The sequence below is a fragment of the Nocardia yamanashiensis NBRC 100130 genome, assembly GCF_001613325.1.
Lineage (GTDB): Bacteria > Actinomycetota > Actinomycetes > Mycobacteriales > Mycobacteriaceae > Nocardia > Nocardia yamanashiensis.
Window position 1 is genome coordinate 32,051 of the sequence record NZ_BDCD01000043.1, and the last position, 19,693, is coordinate 51,743.

General features: G+C 64.1%; 19 protein-coding genes. 9 read left to right on the forward strand and 10 right to left on the reverse strand.

The features are described 5' to 3' along the window. Window positions 1–80: 80 nt before the first annotated feature. From NY1_RS37295 to NY1_RS37310, 4 genes are all read right to left on the reverse strand, one after another. On the reverse strand, window positions 81–1,193 hold the full coding sequence (locus NY1_RS37295) for a hypothetical protein (protein WP_067721999.1): 1,113 nt from the start codon (window positions 1,191–1,193) through the stop codon (window positions 81–83). Further along, on the reverse strand, window positions 1,190–1,765 hold the full coding sequence (locus NY1_RS37300; RefSeq protein ID WP_157762728.1) for a hypothetical protein: 576 nt from the start codon (window positions 1,763–1,765) through the stop codon (window positions 1,190–1,192). The genes NY1_RS37295 and NY1_RS37300 overlap by 4 nt, the downstream gene beginning before the upstream one ends. Before the next feature lie 137 nt (window positions 1,766–1,902). Continuing rightward, a complete protein-coding gene (locus NY1_RS37305) occupies window positions 1,903–3,441 on the reverse strand; it encodes an FAD-binding oxidoreductase (RefSeq protein ID WP_233434657.1) in 1,539 nt (512 codons plus the stop codon). Window positions 3,442–3,566: 125 nt separating this feature from the next. Next, on the reverse strand, window positions 3,567–3,899 hold the full coding sequence (locus NY1_RS37310) for a hypothetical protein (RefSeq protein WP_067722003.1): 333 nt from the start codon (window positions 3,897–3,899) through the stop codon (window positions 3,567–3,569). Window positions 3,900–4,168: 269 nt separating this feature from the next. On the opposite strand from NY1_RS37310, the gene NY1_RS37315 reads away from it, so the two are divergent. From NY1_RS37315 to NY1_RS37330, 4 genes are all read left to right on the forward strand, one after another. Next, window positions 4,169–4,609, forward strand: a complete 441-nt coding sequence (locus NY1_RS37315; RefSeq protein WP_067722005.1) for a hypothetical protein — start codon at window positions 4,169–4,171, stop codon at window positions 4,607–4,609. Beyond that, window positions 4,587–4,943 (forward strand): type VII secretion target, encoded by a 357-nt coding sequence (locus NY1_RS37320; RefSeq protein ID WP_084536077.1) that lies wholly within the window; start codon window positions 4,587–4,589, stop codon window positions 4,941–4,943. Before NY1_RS37315 ends, NY1_RS37320 begins: the two co-directional genes overlap by 23 nt. Further along, complete coding sequence (locus tag NY1_RS37325) at window positions 4,940–6,565, forward strand: C39 family peptidase (RefSeq protein ID WP_157762729.1); 1,626 nt, start codon at window positions 4,940–4,942, stop codon at window positions 6,563–6,565. Before NY1_RS37320 ends, NY1_RS37325 begins: the two co-directional genes overlap by 4 nt. Before the next feature lie 522 nt (window positions 6,566–7,087). Beyond that, window positions 7,088–7,666: an antibiotic biosynthesis monooxygenase gene (locus tag NY1_RS37330; protein ID WP_084536079.1), complete on the forward strand. Its 579-nt coding sequence runs from the start codon at window positions 7,088–7,090 to the stop codon at window positions 7,664–7,666. Between the two features lie 26 nt (window positions 7,667–7,692). Here NY1_RS37330 and NY1_RS37335 read toward each other — a convergent pair whose 3' ends face one another. Continuing rightward, window positions 7,693–8,193 (reverse strand): DMT family transporter, encoded by a 501-nt coding sequence (locus NY1_RS37335; RefSeq protein WP_067722014.1) that lies wholly within the window; start codon window positions 8,191–8,193, stop codon window positions 7,693–7,695. Next, complete coding sequence (locus NY1_RS37340) at window positions 8,190–8,714, reverse strand: DMT family transporter (RefSeq protein WP_067722019.1); 525 nt, start codon at window positions 8,712–8,714, stop codon at window positions 8,190–8,192. The genes NY1_RS37335 and NY1_RS37340 overlap by 4 nt, the downstream gene beginning before the upstream one ends. Window positions 8,715–8,945: 231 nt before the next feature. On the opposite strand from NY1_RS37340, the gene NY1_RS37345 reads away from it, so the two are divergent. After that, window positions 8,946–9,695 carry a hypothetical protein gene (locus NY1_RS37345; protein WP_067722021.1) on the forward strand — a complete coding sequence of 250 codons (750 nt, stop codon included), beginning with the start codon at window positions 8,946–8,948 and terminating at the stop codon, window positions 9,693–9,695. Between the two features lie 31 nt (window positions 9,696–9,726). Here the strand turns inward: NY1_RS37345 and NY1_RS37350 are convergent, their stop codons facing one another. After that, window positions 9,727–9,918: a hypothetical protein gene (locus NY1_RS37350; protein WP_157762730.1), complete on the reverse strand. Its 192-nt coding sequence runs from the start codon at window positions 9,916–9,918 to the stop codon at window positions 9,727–9,729. 396 nt (window positions 9,919–10,314) lie between these two features. Here NY1_RS37350 and NY1_RS37355 point away from each other — a divergent pair, with 396 nt between their 5' ends. Further along, complete coding sequence (locus NY1_RS37355; RefSeq protein ID WP_084536083.1) at window positions 10,315–11,604, forward strand: nitric oxide synthase oxygenase; 1,290 nt, start codon at window positions 10,315–10,317, stop codon at window positions 11,602–11,604. Between the two features lie 525 nt (window positions 11,605–12,129). After that, window positions 12,130–13,440 (forward strand): tetratricopeptide repeat protein, encoded by a 1,311-nt coding sequence (locus NY1_RS37360; RefSeq protein WP_067722026.1) that lies wholly within the window; start codon window positions 12,130–12,132, stop codon window positions 13,438–13,440. 53 nt (window positions 13,441–13,493) lie between these two features. On the opposite strand, the gene NY1_RS37365 is transcribed toward NY1_RS37360, so the two are convergent. Both NY1_RS37365 and NY1_RS37370 read right to left on the reverse strand, forming a co-directional pair. Beyond that, entirely contained in the window at window positions 13,494–14,513 is a 1,020-nt protein-coding gene (locus NY1_RS37365) for an AraC family transcriptional regulator (protein ID WP_067722035.1), read from the reverse strand. A gap of 235 nt (window positions 14,514–14,748) precedes the next feature. Beyond that, window positions 14,749–15,885: a 3-oxoacyl-[acyl-carrier-protein] synthase III C-terminal domain-containing protein gene (locus NY1_RS37370; protein ID WP_067722037.1), complete on the reverse strand. Its 1,137-nt coding sequence runs from the start codon at window positions 15,883–15,885 to the stop codon at window positions 14,749–14,751. 426 nt (window positions 15,886–16,311) lie between these two features. Between NY1_RS37370 and NY1_RS37375 the strand changes: the two genes are divergently transcribed. Both NY1_RS37375 and NY1_RS37380 read left to right on the forward strand, forming a co-directional pair. Next, window positions 16,312–17,838: an HAL/PAL/TAL family ammonia-lyase gene (locus NY1_RS37375; RefSeq protein ID WP_218028541.1), complete on the forward strand. Its 1,527-nt coding sequence runs from the start codon at window positions 16,312–16,314 to the stop codon at window positions 17,836–17,838. Window positions 17,839–17,841: 3 nt separating this feature from the next. Next, a complete protein-coding gene (locus NY1_RS37380; RefSeq protein WP_067722039.1) occupies window positions 17,842–19,281 on the forward strand; it encodes an FAD-dependent oxidoreductase in 1,440 nt (479 codons plus the stop codon). Between the two features lie 59 nt (window positions 19,282–19,340). Here the strand turns inward: NY1_RS37380 and NY1_RS43425 are convergent, their stop codons facing one another. After that, window positions 19,341–19,550, reverse strand: coding sequence for a hypothetical protein (locus tag NY1_RS43425; protein WP_157762731.1), 210 nt, complete (start codon window positions 19,548–19,550; stop codon window positions 19,341–19,343). Between the last annotated feature and the right edge of the window lie 143 nt (window positions 19,551–19,693).

Here is a 19,693-nt window from a genome sequence, read left to right on the forward strand (position 1 = left end):
GGCGCGCGCCAATCACCGCCACGTCACAGACGAAAGCTGCATCGCGTGCGACCGCGCGCCGACGGCCGCACGCGATGGATTTATCGCTTGTCCGGAGGTACCGGTGCTGGCCCAGGCGGCGGTACGGGCAGCGACTTCGAGACGTCGCCTTGGAGCGGGACCGGGTCCTGTCCCACGGCCAGTGGTACATCGAGAGGTGGAGTCATTTCTATCTCTCGGAGATTCGGTGTGTGTGGCTTCGATAGATCGACATCGGAACTAGGTGGTACTACTACGCCACCCTTGTCAGGGGTTGACGCGTGCCCCGCGCTCGCGCCTGGAGGTATGTTCGAGCGCAGCGCCTGGCCTAGAGCAGCGAGTTCGGCGGGACTGTAAGGCCGGCTCGACCCCAGCGCTTTCCAGAGGGCGGCGACCTCGCTGGCCGAGGTTGCCTGTGCCAGCAGCCCGGTGAAGGAGTTGTACTCGGCTGGGGTCATATCCCTGCGGCGTTGATTTGCCGTAGCCATCTCGGTCGGGGTCAACAGATCGGCGAGATAGGCAGAGGCGAGGGCACCGTCAGGATCCTTCAGGAACCGTGCTCCGGGTGAGTCCCGAATCGCCGATTCGAGCCGGTCGATGTAAGCCTGCACGTTTTCCGTCGCGGTCTTCGCGGCTGTGAGCCGGTCTGTACACCCCTGTAACGCGATTTCCCGGATCGGGGACAAGGCCAGTTCGTAATCTGCCCCTCTCGGCGGGGATTGCGCAAGGATCGCATCGATGCGCTCGGCGGCGTCTTGCAGTAGCGCACAGCCGTTTCGATCACGATCGTGCGCTTGGCGGAGGTCGTCGTGGAAGTCGTTCAGCGTGGCATGGCCGGTTTCATAACTAGCGGTGATGCCCTGTGCTTGAACGGTCGACGCATCCAACACCTCGGTATGCGTATCGGCCGCTCTACCGCGCCATGCTTCCGGGAGGTCGGACGAGGTCACGGTGTGCAGCGCGGCGTTGGCCTTTTTCGATGCATCCGCCGCGATGCGGTAAATCTCTGCCTGCGCGAAAACTGCGGCCGGATCACCCTTCGGTGCGAGCTTCGGCGACATCGCCGACTTGATCGTGACCGCCAAGGCCTCCGCCTCGGGTCGGCCATATCTGAAATTCAGGGCCTTGAGCGATTCCCACAGACTTCGCAGCTGCCGCACATCACCCTCGCTCATCCCTGCCGCCCTTCCACCCTTGATTCGCCTAGCACCTCAGCACCCAAGACCTTTGGGGGCACCTCGGGTATCGGCGGCATCTGCTCACCCCTGTGCATCAATTCGACCAGGTCTCGATCCATCTGCTCGATCTTGTCGAGCTTCTGAGTCAGACTCTCCAGCCCGGACGGGTCGACGCTTATCGGCTGAGTTTGGTCGATGGCGTGGGTATGTGTCAGCCGCGAGAGAATGTCCGTCGAGCCGGGGTCACCGGTCATGGCCGAGGTCACGAGCGCGTGCCCCGCCGCATCGACCTGCTCGAAGGCTGTTCCCGCGTCGCTGCAGGACGACGCGACTTTCCGCAAGGTACGCGTAGCGGACTCCGCGTCGCTCGAACAGGATCTGTGGAATCTCGCTACGGCCGGCCCGAGCTCACCGAACATCTTCGGTTCGATACTCATGATGTCGGGATTCGCGATCGCCACGCCGGACATCTCGTTGGCGGCCTCGGCGATTCCCGCGACGGCTTTCCCGAACCTATCCGGGTTGAACAACACCTGATTTCCGGTTGGTTCGATCCGATCGATCGCCATGAGCTCCCCTGGGTAGGTCATTAGTGGCAAAAGGCGAAACTAACATCGGAGCGGAACCCGGACCCACCAGTGCTGGGAGTTTGTATCCACGAGAAGATAAGTGCCGCTACACTTTCAAACGGCCCGAGGCCATGTAATCACCCCGGTTGCACCGAGAGTTGATGGCGGAAGTTGTTTTTCGGGTCCCAGACGGACTTGACGCGTTGTAGCCGGGGATAGTTGCCCGCGTAATAAAGCTCATGCCAGGGTGTGGCGGAGGTGTTCCAGAGGGGATCGGCCAGGTCCGGGTCCGGATAATTGATGTAGCTGCCACCGTCACGCTGCCCGGGGACCGGGACCGAGCTCGTCTCGGCATAGACCTCTGCATAGGTCTTTCGGACCCAAGATATGAAGCGGTCGTCGTCGGCGGGATCGTTCCATGCGGCGTGCAGAAGCATCTTCATCATCGTGTCCCGGGCAGGCATGGCGGTTGCGTCGGGAGCAACAGCGTTGATCGCGCCGCCTAAAGGCGAGAACTCCAGAAAGGTTTCGCGTTTCAGGGCAGGATCGGTGAGCGCCCGGTACAGGACGCGAAGCTGGCTGTCGGTGTAGGGCTGCCGCAGCAGAGCGGCTTTGATCTTGATCCGGCCGGGAATCGGTGGCGGCGGGGCATAATAGCTGCCGATGCTGTCGAGGTAGCCGAGTCGGACCGGTGGCAGCACGATGGGGGAGGGGGTGACGCCGGCGCTGACGGCGGTCAGGAATTCATCGAGGCGAGATTGCGTTTCGGCCGGTTCGCCGTAGGAGAAGACCAGCAGATCGGTGAAGCTCTCGATAAGCGGGCGAACCGCCAACCGGGCGAACACATTCGTGAACGGATCACCCGGATCACGGTGCTGGTCGTGGAAATCGAGATAGTTGCGCAGCAGTCGTAAGAAGGAGTCCTCGGTCACCATCGGCATGGGGAGGTCCAGCTGGCCGATGAGCACGGTCTCGGGCACGCGGGGGAGCGCTAGCGTCGGATCGGTGCCGTCGGAGGCGGGCGAACGCAACAGGAATCGGGTGACGATCCCGAAATTGCCGCCGCCACCGCCGGTGTGGGCCCACCAAAGATCGCGGTTCGGGCCGTCACGAGTGGCCAAGGCCAGCGTAGCTTTGCCGGTTGCGTCGACAGTGATGACCTCTACACCGTAGAGGTGATCGGCGACCAAGCCGAATTGCCGTGACAGCGGACCGAAACCGCCCCCGCTGATATGCCCGCCCACCCCGACCCCGAGGCACAGGCCGCCCGGAACGGTCACCCCCCAGCGGGCCAACTCGCGGTAGACGGTATCGAGGTCGGTGCCCGCGCCGATCGAGAAGGCCCGCAGCTCGGGATCCCAGTCCACTGTGTTCAACCGCTGCAAGTCGATCAGGGCCTTGGTGTCCGCGCCGTCGACGAAGTCGTCGAAACCGTGCCCGCCGGATCGGACTGCGATGCGGAGATCATCGCGCACAGATCGCTGTACAGCTTCCAGCAATTCGGCTGTGCTGGAAGGGGTATGGATTCGATCGGGTTGAGCGATGAAGCGCCGATTGTAGCCACGCCGGACCAGTGACGAGTAGGCCGGCTCATCGCGAGTGATGGCGGGCGGCGCGGCCCGAGCGTCGAACCCGTTGAACGCCCCTACCGTCGCGCCCAGTGCCGTCGCCGCCAAGAATCCTCGACGTGACAAGGACATTCGATTGTTCTCCGCAACATCGAAGGGTTGATTTACGTGGCCACCGAAAGGGTGGTGGGAGGCTCCTCCGCAGCGGAAGCCTCCCACCGCGTAACCGTGGCTCAGCAGCTGCCGAAGGAACCCGAGCAACGGTACGAACGGGGCGCCCAGCCATCGAATCCCGGCCGCCAGGGTCCCGGATCGAACATGCTCCAGGGCGAGGGCCAGAAGTCGATGGGCGGACCGGGATAGTTACGCGAGCCGTACCCGCCGCCCATCCCGTACGGATCATGCGGCCGCGGATGCGTCTGTTCGAAACGAACCTCCGAACCCTGGTCGACGATTTCGGCGGAGGCCTGGGCGCCGAACGATGCCAGAGCGGCAACGGCCAAGGCGATGGTTGCGACGCTACGGGCCAGCACCCGCGAGACGCTTGCCGGTGTTCGCGAGATCATGGAATCCCCTTCTACTGGAACATATTTCGGCGAAATATCGTTCGCCGCCGGATTCTATGCGCCCACGGTGCCGACCGGGTTCGCTCATGTAGCCACCGGTGGGAAGCGCCCGGCGTGGTTGCGCAGCCTATTGCCTCGAATCAGGGTTGCCCGTGCTGTTGCCATGAGCGGGAATATGTTTCGAGCTGCGCTGTGTAGCGTTGATTCGTTGCCGGGTAATGAAGAGAAGATGTGCCGCTCGGGTGCGTGACGAACAGCGGAGGCTCGTGATGAGCGCGGTCGAGTACCGGATCGACAGGCAATTGTTGGAATTCGATGTGGAATCGGCCCTGGCATCGGGAATGCGGCCCGCTGGCGCGGACTGCGGCGGTTGGTACACCACCGCGATCATCGCGGCGGCGCTGCGCGCGGAGGAGGTGGCCATCGACTCGTCCGGATTGGCCTTCCTGGCCGGATACGTTCGGGCCTCGGGGCTGGCCACCGTGTCCTCGATGCCGGAATTGTTCACCGGCCACGCGCGGGAGCAACTGGTTCGTGGCTGGATCGCAGCGGCGATGTCGGGCCCGCAGCCTGTCGGCGTCGCCTTCGACGACCGATTCGCTCGGTGGCTCGACGCGGTCGCCACTGTGCTGAGCGCCCGGGAACGGAACCGCGCGCCAGCCTTCGGCGCGATCCCGCCGAGCCATCATGAGTGGACTCACAGACGGTAATGCCGGCATCGAACCATCGACATTACGGCTCGATCCGGGCGCGGTGCGCGCGGCTCGCGCGAGCATCAGCGACATCGCCGATCGCCTGGCACAGCTGGCGGGCAAGCTGTCCGGCGACGGATCCGACGCAACGCCGAACTCGATTTTCGATGAATCGGACCTCGCCTCCCTGTGGTCGGAGCTGCGGCGTGCGGGTACCGCCGAGGTATCCGTATCTGACAGCGCAGCAAAGGAATTCGGGTCATTGCTCTCGACGGCTGTCGACGCATACGAGGCGCATGACGATAACGGCGCCCGCGAGATCTACTCGACCGTCCTCAGCGACAAAACATGAGCCGCGAGAAACCATCGGATGAAGGCATCCCTCCACAACCCTCCGCGATACTCACGGAGCTCAGGGAAGGGATGCAAGCTATTTCGGCCGACTCCGGGAGTATGGTGCGTGAATTCCTGCTCCCCGCCGTAAACCAGGCCATCGAAGTGCAAGGACCGCCAGGCTCACCCACCTTGATAGCCAAAGAAGCTGAACTCTTCGGGACAGCATCGACCGTAACTGACGAGTGCGGACACGATATGGCCGGAACCAGCTCTACGGTGGATGCTCACTGGAGAGGCCGTGCGGCAGACGCCGCGCTGAAGGACATGATGGGGATGCAATCACAGCTGACCGCAATGCACTCCACCTTCAAAGCAAGTTCTGAACTCGCACAGAACTATGGATGGGCGTTGCGAGAAGCTCAAAGCGACGACGAATCGGCTCGGCGACAACTGAGGGAAGTCGCGTCGATGATAAGCGCGAACGTCAGCTCGAACGTTGGGGACCGGTTTCGGATCAAGCAACTGGCAGTGGACGCCTGCACTGTGCGCGAGAAGACCGCGCTGTTTTGCGATGCGATGCGGAACGACATGAAGAGTGCTCTGCGCCAACTCATCGAGCAGTTCCGTGCCCGGTTTGTGGACGTCCCCGGCCTCGGTTCCCTGGAAGCGGTCGGATTGGCTTACAGCGGCGTCGGCGGTGCCGTGTACGCCGCAGGCAAGAATCCGATTCTGACCCCCACGGCGTTGCAGCGTGCCTCGGAGCGCCTGACCGGCATGAGCTCCGAGGAGCGAATGGAGTTCGAGCGGAAACTCCAGGACGCGAAATCGAATACCGAGCGCGCCTACTTGTGGAAAGCATTGGCAGCCGGGTACTCCCGAGCCGATATCGACTCCTTCAGCGCATTGATCCATGCACACGGCGACGACCCCGTATGGCTGTCCGACCATCTGGAGCCAATGATCGGAACCGACGGGGGTGCGAGATCGACGTCGCGGGGGCAGCACCTGGCTCGCTATCGATCCGAGGAGAACTACACCGACCCGGTCACCGGCCAAGCGGTATCGATCTACAGCCAGGGAGACATCACGCCCGACTGTGTAGCAGCCGGGGCCATCGTGGCGCGCGCCAAGAACGATCCTGTCTACATGCTCGGACTGACGACGGGGCAGGGACCCGCCGCCATCGAAGGCAGTCGCCCCGGCGACAGCACCCCCCAGTTCGCGGCCCGACTTCAGAACGCCTACCTCGACGAATACTCGGGCTGGGCAAACGGTTCCGCCACTCAATCGGACACCCTCCGCTTGCTGGAACCGATTACGGGCAGCAAATACAGCACCATCCAGGTAAGTGACGCTGATGCTCGCGCATCCGTGCTGCCCCAAGTCGAGGCTGCGGTGGCCGCCGGCAAGCCGGTCCCGATCCTGGCCTACCGACCGGGCGCTCGTGAAGACCACGACCTGGGTCATCAGATGGTGATAGTCGGCATTGACCAAGGTCTCTTTCAGGTCTACAACCCGTACGGATACACCACATTCATCACCAAGAGGCAGTTCATCGACGGAAGAATCGAAGCGCTGCCGCTGACACAACCCGTGGAAGAATTCACCATTCCAACGCGCGTCATGCTGCCGCAATAGCGCCGCCGCGGACGTAGGGGACACCCCAAACTCCCAGCCTGACATAAGGTAGCTTATCGGCGCCTGAATCACACTGTGCCGCACAACCTTCACCGTGCGGGAATCGGTGCGAGCTCTGCAACGGCGGAGTTGGTGTCGGACGCGCGAGCGCGGTGCATCCTCGGCTGGAACAGCCTCACGCTGGTGTGCGATCTGGCGCTACATCCAGCCGATGGAAATGCGTTGTGGTATAGAAACTTTCGCCGATATTGTTTAGTTATGTCAAGGTGCGCCGGCCTGACCGTCTGAGACTCAGTCCGCGGGATTTACACCCTGCCCTGCTTTCATCACGGTGACGGATTGTGGCGCACTGGCGGCCGGAAGTTCGCTCTGGAAGAACATTTCTCGACACCGACTCACAAAGCCGACTACAACTGTGCTGATGCGAGGCCGACCGCGACAAGTTTGTCCGCATGGCCGACAACGGCGTCCGCCTGCTCTACGCGATACAGGCAGGCGCCCATTGGATTCTCGAGGAGTGACATGATGGCGCGACAGTCTGCCGACCCGGATGCGGATGTCGTCACGGTCTTGCTCGAACAGCAGGTCGCTCCCGGATTTGAAGCCGAGTTCCAAGCGTGGTTTGCGGGATTGCGGGCGGCGGCCGAGCGGAGTCCTGGTCACCTGGGATCGGGATTACTGCGCCCGGCGCACGGTGGAGATAAATGGCATGTCCTGCATCGTTTTTCGGACGAGGAAGCCTACCTTGCTTGGCTGGACTCACCGGAGCGTGCTCATTGGCTCGCAGCGATAGATACCGATCACCATCGTCTGAGCACCCACCGTGTGTTGCACGGCACCGAGGGATGGTTCGCGCCGGCTCCGCTCGCGCCGCCGAGGTGGAAGATGGCCATCGGATCGTTCCTCGCCATTCTGCCCATTACGCTGACAGCCAACCTGCTGCTCCTACCGCACCTGACCACGATTCCGACCCCGGTGCGCACCCTGGTGATCGCGGCGTTGTTCAGTGTCCTCATGACCTATGTGGCGATGCCCATTGTGTCGAAAGCTCTGCGTGGCTGGCTTTACCCGAAACCGCCGGCTCCACCGATCGGTCGTTGAGCACTTGGACCGGACGCGTCACTCATTCAGTATTTAGCCAGCAGGTATGAGCCGATGATGATCATCGCGCAGGCAGCTACCCGGGTGGCATCCATACGGCGGCGCGGGAAACCCATGACCCCGTAGTGGTCCATGAGCGCGGCCAGGAACATTTGCCCGGCGATGATGAGCGCATTGAAGGTGCTGACTCCGACGCTGGAGGCGACGGTGATCATGGCGAAGATCGCGGCCCCTCCGGTGAGCCCGCCGAACGGGGCCCATGCGGGCATGGTTCGCACGTCTGTCCATGTCGGCCAGTTTCGCTTCTTCGAAACCCACAGTGTCGCAACGAGAATGGTTCCTACTCCGGCGAGTGCGACGGCATAGGAGATCACCCCGCAAAGGAACACGTTCTTCAGTGCGAGCTTGAGTGAGTTCTGGCAGCCCGCCTCCACTGACCGCAACGCGCCGCCGATCAGGAGAAACACGAAGACCAGGCTGAGAGCGGAACGTGACAGTGTGGGGCGGACCGTGGTGGGAGCGGTCATCGGGCAACCCCTTCCAGGATCACGTCACGCCGTGGTTCGACGGCCCGTTGTGTGGTGTCACGAGCCATGAGGAAGACCGCGACGGTGATCAGTGCGGCGGCCACCAACCGCGGCGGGTTCAGGTGCCGTTCCGCGAAACCCATCAGCCCGAGATCATCCATGACCAGAGCGACCAGCATTTCACTTGTGATCACTACTGCGTTGAAGGTCGCGATACCGACGTACTTGGCAACAGTGATCATGCCGACTACCGCGACGCCGCCGATGAGACCGCCGAACGGTGCCCACCACGGCATCTGACGTAGGTCGGCCCAGCTCGGCCAGGGGGAATGCGCGACCAGCGTGGAGACCACCAGGAATATCGAAAACCCGCTCAGTGCAACGGCATACGACAGCACGGCGCACAGCCACACATTCTTGACATGGATCTTCTGAGTGTTCTGGCAGCCGACTTCGACGGATCTGAGCCCGCCGGCCACAACGATGAACAGGAATACGAAACCGAACGTGACAGCGGCCATCAGCTGAACGACTTTCGATCGGACCGGACTGTGTGGCCACGTGCACGCCATCGCCGGGTCGGATCGACCCGGCGAAGTCGCGTCTGGTCAAGCCCTCGTCGACCCCACAGTCATAACGTGCGCAACGTACCGTTGTTCAGCGGCTCGCTCAATCGGGTATAACCAGCGTTGGGGAGCGTGCTGTATTGCCGATAGGGTTCCGGTACTTCGTCGTCTGTCAGGAGTGCTCGGATGCCGGAATCCCCCTCGATCCCCGCCCTATGGCTGGACGGCGATCCAGCCGAACTACTCACCCTCGATGTCGTGCTTCGGCTGCCCCAGCCCATGCGCGATGAATCATCGAGTCGCAGTCGGCAGTTCAGTCATCTCATGCGCCGGCAGCGTCTGGACGCGCGCTTCGTTCTCGGTGAGATCGTGCCCTGGGGCAGCGAACCCGCGGAACCCCATATCTCGATCTTCATGCTGACCGCCCCGCGTGAGATGCTCCCACTGCTCGCCGATGCAGTCGACCGCGTCGCCGCGCACACCCCGCCGGTGGAAGCGCTCGGAAAGCACTACGGACACAACCCATTCGGCGCCCCTGAACTCTTCTTCCATGCCACATCGCAGTGGCGGACTCTGCAGCGGACCGTGGTCGAGGCGTTCGAGCCGCTTCGTCAGGGCCGGCTCCGCCAGGAAGGACCGTTCGGCGAGCCTCTGCCTGCCATGCTCGCCGGAACTGTACCCGCCGATCCGGAACGCCTGAAACAACTGCGGGACACCGGATTCGACGAAATCGGCGACCGCTTCCGCCCCCATGTCACCGAGAGCGCGCCCACCGACCCCGCGTATCGTGTCCCGTTCGATACCTTGCCCGCCCCCGAGAGCATTACCGGCACTCTCACCACTCTCGCGCTCTACCGGATGGGCCCGTACGGAACCTGCCTCACCAACTACCACGAGGCCGAGCTGGGTTTACCCGACGTGGCATCCGAGGGCTGATCAGTCAGGACCCGAAGAGGGGCCTGGTGTGTCACTTCTTCTTGTTGACCATGTAGACGACGCCGAGGATCAGTACGACAACCGCGATGAGGCAGACCGAGCCGAAAATCCAGAAGCCGCTCCCCTTCTTGGACTTCTTCTTGGCCGTGTACTCCATAGCCACATTCCATGTGTCGGGATTCGTCCAGACCTCATGGTCGAGCAGATTTGCCTGGGTCAGCATATCCAGATACATGTTCAGTCCTCCGGGTGTTCAGGTCTTTTCAGGGAGCGAGACTATCGGCGCTCACGTGAGCCGCAGGTTGCGGACTTTCCACCGCTGGGAAGGATCTTCTGTAGCTGATACCTGCTCCATGCCAGCCCCCACCACGAACATGTTGCGCCAGAGCGGCGTTCGCGCTCCTCCGGGCGTCCCGGGCACCACCATCCCGTTCCGGCCAACGCGCGGCCAGGGCCCGAGGGCTGGCGCGACATGAACCGGGCATGCCTGGCAGCGGAGCCGGCGAATCGAGGCAAATCTCGAGCGAAGTGTGCGATATTCAGCGCCGGGAAAGGAATTCAGGAAGGGGCCGCGCTGGATATCAGGCGAGATTGACTCGATTACGAAGGCGACAACTTCATGACGATCTCCACCGCAGTACCTGGAACCGGACGATGCGCGACGCCCGCGACCGGACAGCAGCCTGACGCCGCTCCCGGCCGCCTGGACTCACCGCCCGTTCCCGGCTCAGATGAGCGCCTGCGCGAATGCGCGGAGTTCTTCGCCCGGTCCGAACTGGCGCACCTGCCATCGGAGCGAGTGAAGACCGCATTGCGTGAGTTCAGGCGTACCGGAACCTATTGCCACACCGTGGAGGAACTCCGCATCGGCGCCCGGCTGGCCTGGCGCAATCACGGTCGCTGTGTCGGCCGCAAGCACTGGCGAGCACTGGATGTCCTCGACGCTCGCGCCGCTCGCAGCGCGGTCGGCATAGCGCAGGCGTGCTGGGAACATCTGCGCCGCGCCACCAATGGCGGTGCGGTCCGCTGCTTCATCACCGTCGCCCCGCCTGCTGATGCCGAGGGGCGCGCCTTCCGAATCCTCAACTCCCAGCTCATTCGATACGCGGGGTATCGGGTTCCGGGCGGCGTGCTGGGCGATCCGGCCAATGTCGAGCTCACCGAGCTTGCGATGGACCGGGGCTGGCGCCCCCGCACCCGCGGCCGATTCGATGTACTCCCCTTGCTGATCCAATCGCCCAACGGGCAGATACACCTGTTTCCAGTGCCCGCCGACCTCGTGCTCGAGGTGCCGCTCACCCATCCCGATCACGCCTGGTTCGGCGACCTCGGGCTGAAATGGCATGCGGTGCCGGCTGTTTCGAATATGGATCTGGAGATCGGCGGCCTCAGCTACCCGTGCGCGCCGTTCAACGGCTGGTACGTCTCCTCCGAGATAGGCCGCAATCTCGGCGATCACGACCGTTACGATCTGCTGCCGGAGATCGCCGCACGCGCCGGGCTGGATTGCTCGACCGAGCGGACGCTGTGGCGCGACAGCGCGCTGATCGAATTGAGTCGCGCGATCCTGCACAGCTACAAGCAGTCTCGCGTCCATCTGGTCGACCATCACACCGTCGCCAAACAGTTCATCGATCATGTCGAACGCGAGCGCATCGAGGGTCGCGTCTGCCCCGCCGATTGGAGCTGGATCAATCCCCCGCTCTCGGCGAGCCTGACTCCAACCTTCCACCGCTACTATGAGCCGCCGGACCCGCGGCTGCGGCCCGCCTTCGTCCGGCGCGCGACGCCGCTGCCGGGGTCAGCCCCGGCCGAGCCCCGATGCCCGATGGCGGGCGCGGCCACCGAACAGCCGGAGCCCGGTGCGAAACGATCCTGGGTGCGCAAGCTGGTGTCGTTGCGGCAGTGAGCCGCAGGAACCGCCGATCGGCAGCTCGTGTCGGCCGCGGCCCGCAGCCAGGGATGCGTTCGCTGGAGATCGATTCGCGTCACGGCATCCCACTGCCACCGAATTCGCGATGGATATCGTTGCCAAGGCGCAGCGGCAGCTGCCCCGCCCCCGGCCGATAACGCATGTGGCTACCCTCGGTGGGGATATCGGATGGTGCCAGGTTCGTTGCGGCGCAATGAATCCACTCCAGATTCTCGTTCCCGTTGCCGGGAATAGTGTGCATTGCGGATCGCATATCGTGTTGCTGGCACCGCCTTCCGAGCGCACCAGCTGGTGCGACTGGGCGGCGGCCACGCAAGAGATACGGTGTCGATTCTCGACACCCGATTTCAAGGAGAATCTATGAAGATCAAGCCTTTCCGCACCCTGGGTTCGACCGCCGCCGGTCGTTCGGTCGTCTAGGCGGCGGCAGTTTGTGGGCGCGCCATTTCACGTGGGCACGGCGCGCCCACACGCCCGAAATCTCTACCGAACAGAGGCAGGATGTCGTCTAGCCGCACCGAAATCGATGCAACCCTGACCGGATGGCTGTATCGGCCGTTCTTCGACCTGGGCGCCTGGAACGGCTCGGGAAATCTGCTGGTCAGCGGTCTCGTGCTCGCTGCCAGAGCATTCGACGAAGGCAGCGACGACTACGCTCGGCCTCAAATCTCGGCCCCCGCGTCGATCCGGCACGAGCTGACGAAGCAGGCACGGCTCCCCCAATACGATATCGGCCACCCCGGTGAGCTGCGTGTGGAACTGCGCACTCCCTTGTGGCAAAAGCTTTGCGACCACCTCGATGCCTACCGAGATCTCGATGAACAAGCGAAGCTGAGGACGCTGTGGCTCCTGCACCGCGCAAGTTTTCACGAGGCCATTCTTCAGCACGAGAATTATCCGATATACGGTGACCTCGATGACCAGTCGGCCGCACGACTTTTCATGCGAGGACTCTCCCGGTTCCATCTGATGATCGACGGTGTCGGGGAGGCCCGGACTCTCGACGAGCTGCGTCAGGTCGAAAACATGGCGCAACCCGGCAGTTGGGCGCATATCGAAGCCACGTATTTCCTCGCCAACGCGAACGTCAAATACCTCGGCAATATCGACGATTTCCGCACGCATCTGGATCGGCATCTCGCTTCGATCGAAGCATCCGGGGCCACCGGAAACCGCTACCATCGGCTCGCCAGCAGGTATCACCGAATAGCGGCCATGCTGCCCCAGCTGGAAGGCAAACACGCGGCCATGTCGCGCGAGATGGACCGCGCCGCACAGCACTGCGGCCGCATGGAACGCAGCGATCCGAACGACAGGGCCGAATGGGAAGTCCTGCAGTACGCACTCCTGGAAAGCCGGGTCAAGGAGTACCTCCTGCGCGGCGACCTCCAGCAAGCCGAGGACTACGCCCGGCTCTTCGTCGAACACGTGCCCGCGGATCCACGCGCGCGACTCACCCTGGGACAGGTCCTCATCGAGCGCGGGCGGATCCGCCAGGCGGCGACCGCGTACGAGGAAGCCGTTATGCTCGGCCCGCAGGTCAGCGCGAACGCCTACTTCATGCTCGGCCAATGCCTGGAGGCACTGGAACAGCCCGATACGGCCCGACTGTGCTATCTGCACTCACTGACCACCGACCCGCAGTCGATCTCCGCGGCAGAGGCTCTGGGCGACCGCGGTCTGCTGGATGAGGACCCACTCGTGCGAGCGTGGCTGAATGATCGGCTGGCCGATCTGCACCGCGACGACGATCCCGCCCCAGCGCCACACGAATATCAGCGGTACTCCGGTGTTCTGGGCAAAGCCTGGTGAATGCGCTGACTGTCACGACCATGGATCCGAACGTGTTCCGCTGTAAGGCAAGCTCAGCTCGCCGACCGCCGGGCCGCTTGTTTCCGAAAGGAATCCGGGGTCTGGCCGGACCAGCGATGGAACGCCCGGCGCAGGGTGCGGGCATCGGTGTACCCGATTCGGGTCGCGATCGACTGGACTGGAAGTTCGGTGTCACGCAGCAACTCTCGTGCCTGCTGATGCCGCACCTGCTCGATTTCGGCGCTCCAGGTGGTGCCTGCCTCGGCCAACCGACGCTGCAGGGTGCGCTGGCTTATCGACAGGCGCCGCGCGACGCTCTCCAGCCCGGGTTCGCCGCACAGCAGCGCCTCCGAGATCGCGGTATGCAGTTGCTCGCTCCAGACCGGCATCTGCTTGGCCGTGGTGTGCAACAGCGCGGCGTACCGGCAGAGCACGTTCCCCAGCCCCGGATCGCCGCCGGTGGGCAGCGTGCTCGCGTCGATAAAGGTGATCTCGGAGTACGGTGCGCCGAAATCGATTCTTCCCGTACCGAATTCATCGATCAACGCATTCCTGCGCTGACTGACCCGATGAGTGAAGGCAACCCGTACCGGGACAACCAGCTGACCGGTCGCTTCGCGGATCCTGCGCAGAATCAGCGTCAGCACGAACTCCTCGACGGGCACGAACACCGGATCCGCCTCTACCGCGACGCCCACTCGGACAGTCAGTAGTCCCCCGTCCTCGATGACCTCCCATTCCACTACCGGGTCGGTTACCGCCGAGCGGAATTCCATGACCGCGCGCAGACTCTCCCCCAGAGTCGCGCGGCTCGAGAACAGGTAATCCCATACCCCCAGGACTCCCGGCGCGGCCGCCTCGGAGGCGCACAATCCGGCCGACAGCCCCCCGGTGGCCCCGATCAATTCCCACATCCGCCACGCCGTTTCGATCGGGACGCGCAAGCGCTCGTCCCCGAGTGCGCTCGGATCCACCTCCGGGAAGCTCGCGAGATTCCACGGCGTCGCGCCGACCTTGATAGCTGTATCCCGCAGCATGACTGCGGTTCGTAGAGGGATGGTGCCGTCGATCATCGGAAGAAGCATAGTGAAACTCTCAAAATGAAGGATCGCGAAATGATGCCCCGAAATCTGGTGGCACGGTAGCTACCCGTCACGATGCTTCATGAACCCCGATGGCCCCGCCGGCACACGGTGACAGCCCCAGGACTGGGTTCAAGGGGGCGGTCATTCGCCGAATCCGGGCTCGGATCCGTTGCCCGCGAGCAGCTTCGAGCGCATCGAGGCCGAGGCGATACAACCCCGGCGTTCACGCACTCCAGCCGCCCTCGGGCACGGTCATGGTGAACGCGCCACAGCTGAAGCTGAGTCCGAAGGTGACGAGAATCGCTTGACCGGCGGTGCGATGGGTCGGCTCGGCGACCATCAACGGCACCGAACAGCCCAGGGTGTTCCCGTACTCCTGTAGCACCCGGTACGACGAGGCGATGCTCTCGGCGTCGCGCGCGACGCCGAACCGGTCGCACAACGCATCGAGAATCCGGATGCTGCCCGTGTGCAACAGCAAAGCCGAGGCCGCGGCCGGGGTTTCGAGTGTGCAGGCATCCTCGTCGAGGAGCCGGCGTACGGTCTGCTCGGCGTAGTACGACCCGCGCGGCGTGACATCGGCGCTGAGGGTGTAGATCCGGCGTCCGTGAACGACCGGGATATCGGAGCCGCCGTCGGGGACGGTGCCCAGTTCGGCGTCGGAGGGCAGTTCGTTCGTCAGGTTGATCACCGGACCGAAACTGGGTCCCTCCCCTTCGGCGCCGAGGATCATGGCTACCGAGGCGTCGGCGAACAGGAACCCGTGCAGTGCGTCCACGCTCGACTGGCGTTGGGCGGCGGGCACTTCGGAGAAGTGGGAGTAGAAGCCCGGGAGCGGAGGCGACATCGGGGTGATGGCCTCGGCGAAGCAGACCAGGACGTTCTTGCCGGGATTGCAGCTCAGATACCAGCGGGCCGTTTCGACGACTTTCGCCATCGCCGAACACCCCATGTACTCGATGCTGAGATTCGAGACCGTCCTGGGGATTTCGGGCATTCGAGCGATCACGTCGCACACCAGGCTGGGGAGCAACCGGCCGGGAGCGCTGGTCACCCCGAGCACCAATCCGATCGAATCCGGTGACACCGCAGACTTCTCGAAGCACTGCCGCGCGGCCGCGACGGCGAGATCGGCTGTTTCTATCTCGAGCACCGGGTCGGCGGCGCCGAAGAGCACGTCGGGATAATTCGACAGCACGGAATGGCGTTTGCGCACACCGAGTCCGCCCAGCATATCCACCAGCTTGTCGGATAAACGTCCCCGACCCGCGGTGAGCAATTCTTCCGTCGAATATTCCGGCGTCGGTAATACCGCCGCCACGGAGAGGAGTACGGGGTCGATGGTGCCGGTGACTGACATGATCCGGTCCTGATTCCTCGGAAGAACGGCTGCGGGGCCAAAGCTACATTCGAGGACCCAGCCCAGCTATTCCCACTCATGGGAATAGATGTTTGAGGCAGCGCAACGGATATGTGAGCCTTCCGGCGAAACCACGGCTCGTCCCGCGCCACGGTTCCACTGGGCCGCCACCGTCGAGGCCGCGGCTCGTTCCACCAGCGAAGGACTACCCGTGATGAGACCGTCCCCCGAACGACATACCGGATCCGGCAGCGTCGTGGCCGAGGATCACGGCCTTGGCAGCGGGCCCGGATCCGGCCGGGCGGCGTCGCCTACGTCGTGCTCGATGATCCCGTCCGATGGACCGAGGGCCGACTCCGCGGGGGGTTCTCACCAGAATTCACGACTCTCTGAAATCCATTACACAACCCCCGTTCTGGAGAAAATGTGAACACCCGAACCGCCTCGATGAACGAACTGCGAGCCGATATCCGGCTCCCCGCGCGCCTGACTCCGGAATTATTGGAAAGAGTCGCGAAACCTGCCGAGATCGAGCTCGCCCCCGTGGTGTGGGAGCGGATCGATCTGTGCCGCGAGTTCGTCTCACAGAGACTGCAGGACGGCACCCCGATCTACGGCAGCACCACCGGTTTCGGACCGCTCGTGGAATTCGCGGGCCGTGATCTGCCTGTCGATCAGTGCGACAACATCCTGTACCACCTGACCGCGGGCCAAGGCGAAGATCTGCCCGAGCGCGTGGTGCGCGCGGCCGCACTGGCACGGTTGTGGTCACTGGCCCAAGGGCGATCGGGAGTCTCACAGGCGGTACCCGCGGCCCTGATCGCCATGCTGCGCACCGATTTCGCCCCCGCCGTGCCGCGCCTCGGATCATTGGGCGCCAGCGGCGATCTCATACCGCTCGCCCACCTGGCGGGGGCGCTGCGCGGCCAGGGTCACGCCTATGTCTCCGGCCGGCGGCTCCCGGCGGACGAGGCGCTCGCGGTCGCCGGCCTGGCACCGCTGGCCCTCGATGGCCGCGACGGACTTGCGATGGTCAACGGCACCTCGGTGACCGCCGCGACCGCGGGCCTGGCCCTGGCGTCGATCCGCCGATCGCATTCGGTCGCCATCGCCCTCACCGCCCTGCTCGTCGACCTGCTCGGCTGCGATCCCGGCTTCCTGTCGGCGGAGCTGCTCGAAGCCTTCGGGCACGCCGAAGCCGCGGAGGTCTCGGCACGGCTGCGTACCCGGTTGACGGGAACGACTCCCACCGGTACGCGATCTCTGCAGGAGCCCTACAGCATTCGATGCGCCCCGCACCTGCTGGGCGCGGTCGGCAACAGCCTGCTGCATTCGGGCCGCGTGATCTCCGACGATCTGAACGGGGTCAGCGACAACCCGCTGTTCTTCCCCGAGACGGACACCGTCGTGCACGGCGGCAACTTCTTCGGCCAACCCGTCGCCTTCGTCGCCGACCTGCTCACCATGGGCGCGGTGCAGATGGGCAACCTCGCCGAACGCCAGCTCGATCTGCTCGTCGATCCGCACCGCAACGGCGGCCTGCCGCCCATGCTCGCCACCGAACCCGGCAAACAGCATGGCGTGCAAGGCGTTCAACTCGCCGCCACCGCCACCCTCGCGAACATGCGCCGCACTGCCATGCCCGCGTCCATCCAGAGCATTCCGACCAACGGGCACAACCAGGACGTGATCCCCTTCGGCACGCAGGCCGCGCTCAATGCGCTCGATACCGCGACCTCGCTGCGCTGGCTGCACGGTTCGCTGGCGGTGGCCCTGCGTCAAGCCGTGTACGTCGGCGCTCGCCGCCCGACCGCCCCCGCCTGCGCGGCCATCATCGACCAGCTGATCGAGACCATCACTCCCATCGACCCGGATCGCCCGCTCGACAGCGACGTCCGCGCCGCTGCGGCGCTGCTCGACACCCTCGTCGACACCGAGACCCAGCGGCACTGAACGATGTCGCATTCCGAACCGCTGCACACCCACACCGTCGTGATCGGGGCCGGGATCGCCGGCTCCTGGCTGGCCTACCGGCTGACCCAGCTCGGCGTCGACGTCATTCTGATCTCCGCGCAAGACGAAGACACGCCGAATGTATCCCGTTTGGCGGCAATGGTTTTCGATCGTGGACTCATCGAGGCCACGCGATCCGGCGACCCGTCAGCGGTCCTGGCCGACGAGACCGCGACGCGACACCCGCGGCTGGGGTCGCTGCTGCGCGCCCACCTGACCACCGAACTCGCCGAACTCGAACGCCTGGTCCCCCTCCAGGTCGCCGGTCCGATACTGATCCCCCAGCACCCCAGCCCTTTCCCGCGACTGGGCGCCGGTGACCACGCGATCACCCTGCTGCACAAGCACATCACCACGGCCGGAGGCCGGATCCTCGAGGGCCGCGTCACCGATCTGCTTGTGACGCAATCGAGTTGCCACGGTGTGGCCTATGTAGGAGCGCATGGCCCGGCGGTGATCCAGGCCACCGCGGTGGTGCTGGCGACGGGCGGTCACTCCGGCCTGCTCCCCCACTCTCACACCTCCAACTCCGCGGCCATGCTCGGGGTGTTCGCCGCCGCTGGTGGAGAGCTCACCAATCTGGAATTCTCCCAGCGCCACGCGCTCGGCGATCTGACCGCTGGGCGCATCCTGTATCCCCCGGACCTGGACGGCGCGACCCTCTATCGGGGCGACGACCGCGCCGACTGGCTCACCGACGCCTCCGCGACCTTCGACGACCGGCGCCGCGATCTCGATATCTTCCAGCGGTACTGGCGATTCAACGGTCATGTGCCGCATACGTATGCACGCGGCGAGGAACGCCACCTGCTGGGACCGATCTACGGATTGTCCATGGGCGGCGTAGAACACACCGACGGTGCCACCACGATCGAAGGCGTCTACGTCACCGGCGAGGCTCGCCACGACCTCGCCTCCGACGCCATCCTCGGCCGCCCCTGGGCGATCGCCCTGGCCGGCTCCGGCCGACTGGCACAGCTTTTGAAGGACCTGCCGCCGAACCCCGATCACCCGCTGTACGTGCCCTCGGCACGGAACGCCGCGAGCGACCGCGGCCTCCGCACGAGCATCCGTCGCCGGCTGTACGAATTCGAGGACCATCGCTTCTCGGCACGGGCCGCAATGGAATTCATCGATTGGTGCCGGGACACCAGACGAGTGATCCCCGCCACGCACAGCAGCGATACCGGGTTGCTGATACTCGCCGAGTCTTACGCACTCAGCGCCTTGGCGCGCCGGGAAAGCCGCGGCTTCTTCTTCCGTGCCGACCATCCACAACCCGACCCGGAGCTGAACGGACTTCGAACGAGAACGACGTTCGATGCCGAGAACGACATTGTCACAGTCGAATTGACGCCGAATCACCTTGGTGATCAGGCGTGAAAGCCGACTGCCGGACTTCTCGTGGCCAAACCGGTAAGCGCTGTTCAGGGCGCTACAGTTCAGTTCTTTTTGTCCTTGTTCACCAAGAAGTAGAACCCGACAGCCATGACGAGAGCGCCGATAAGGCACGGCGCGCCGAGAATCCAGACGGCGCTGCCGCTCCTGAGTTTCTGCTTGCTCGTGTATTCGACAGCGGCGCTCCAGGTTTCCGGTTTAGCCCACGTCTGAGGATCGGAGGAATTCACCTGGTTCAGCAGTTCGAGATACATGAACATTCTCCGGATTATGAGCACGATTTTGTCCGGCAGGCAGAGTATCGACCCGCCGAGAATGCGGCGAAAGCCCTTCCCACTGCTGGGAAATCGAGTGTTCGGACCGGTGATTAGAGTTCGAGCAACCGAGCCGCTAAGGC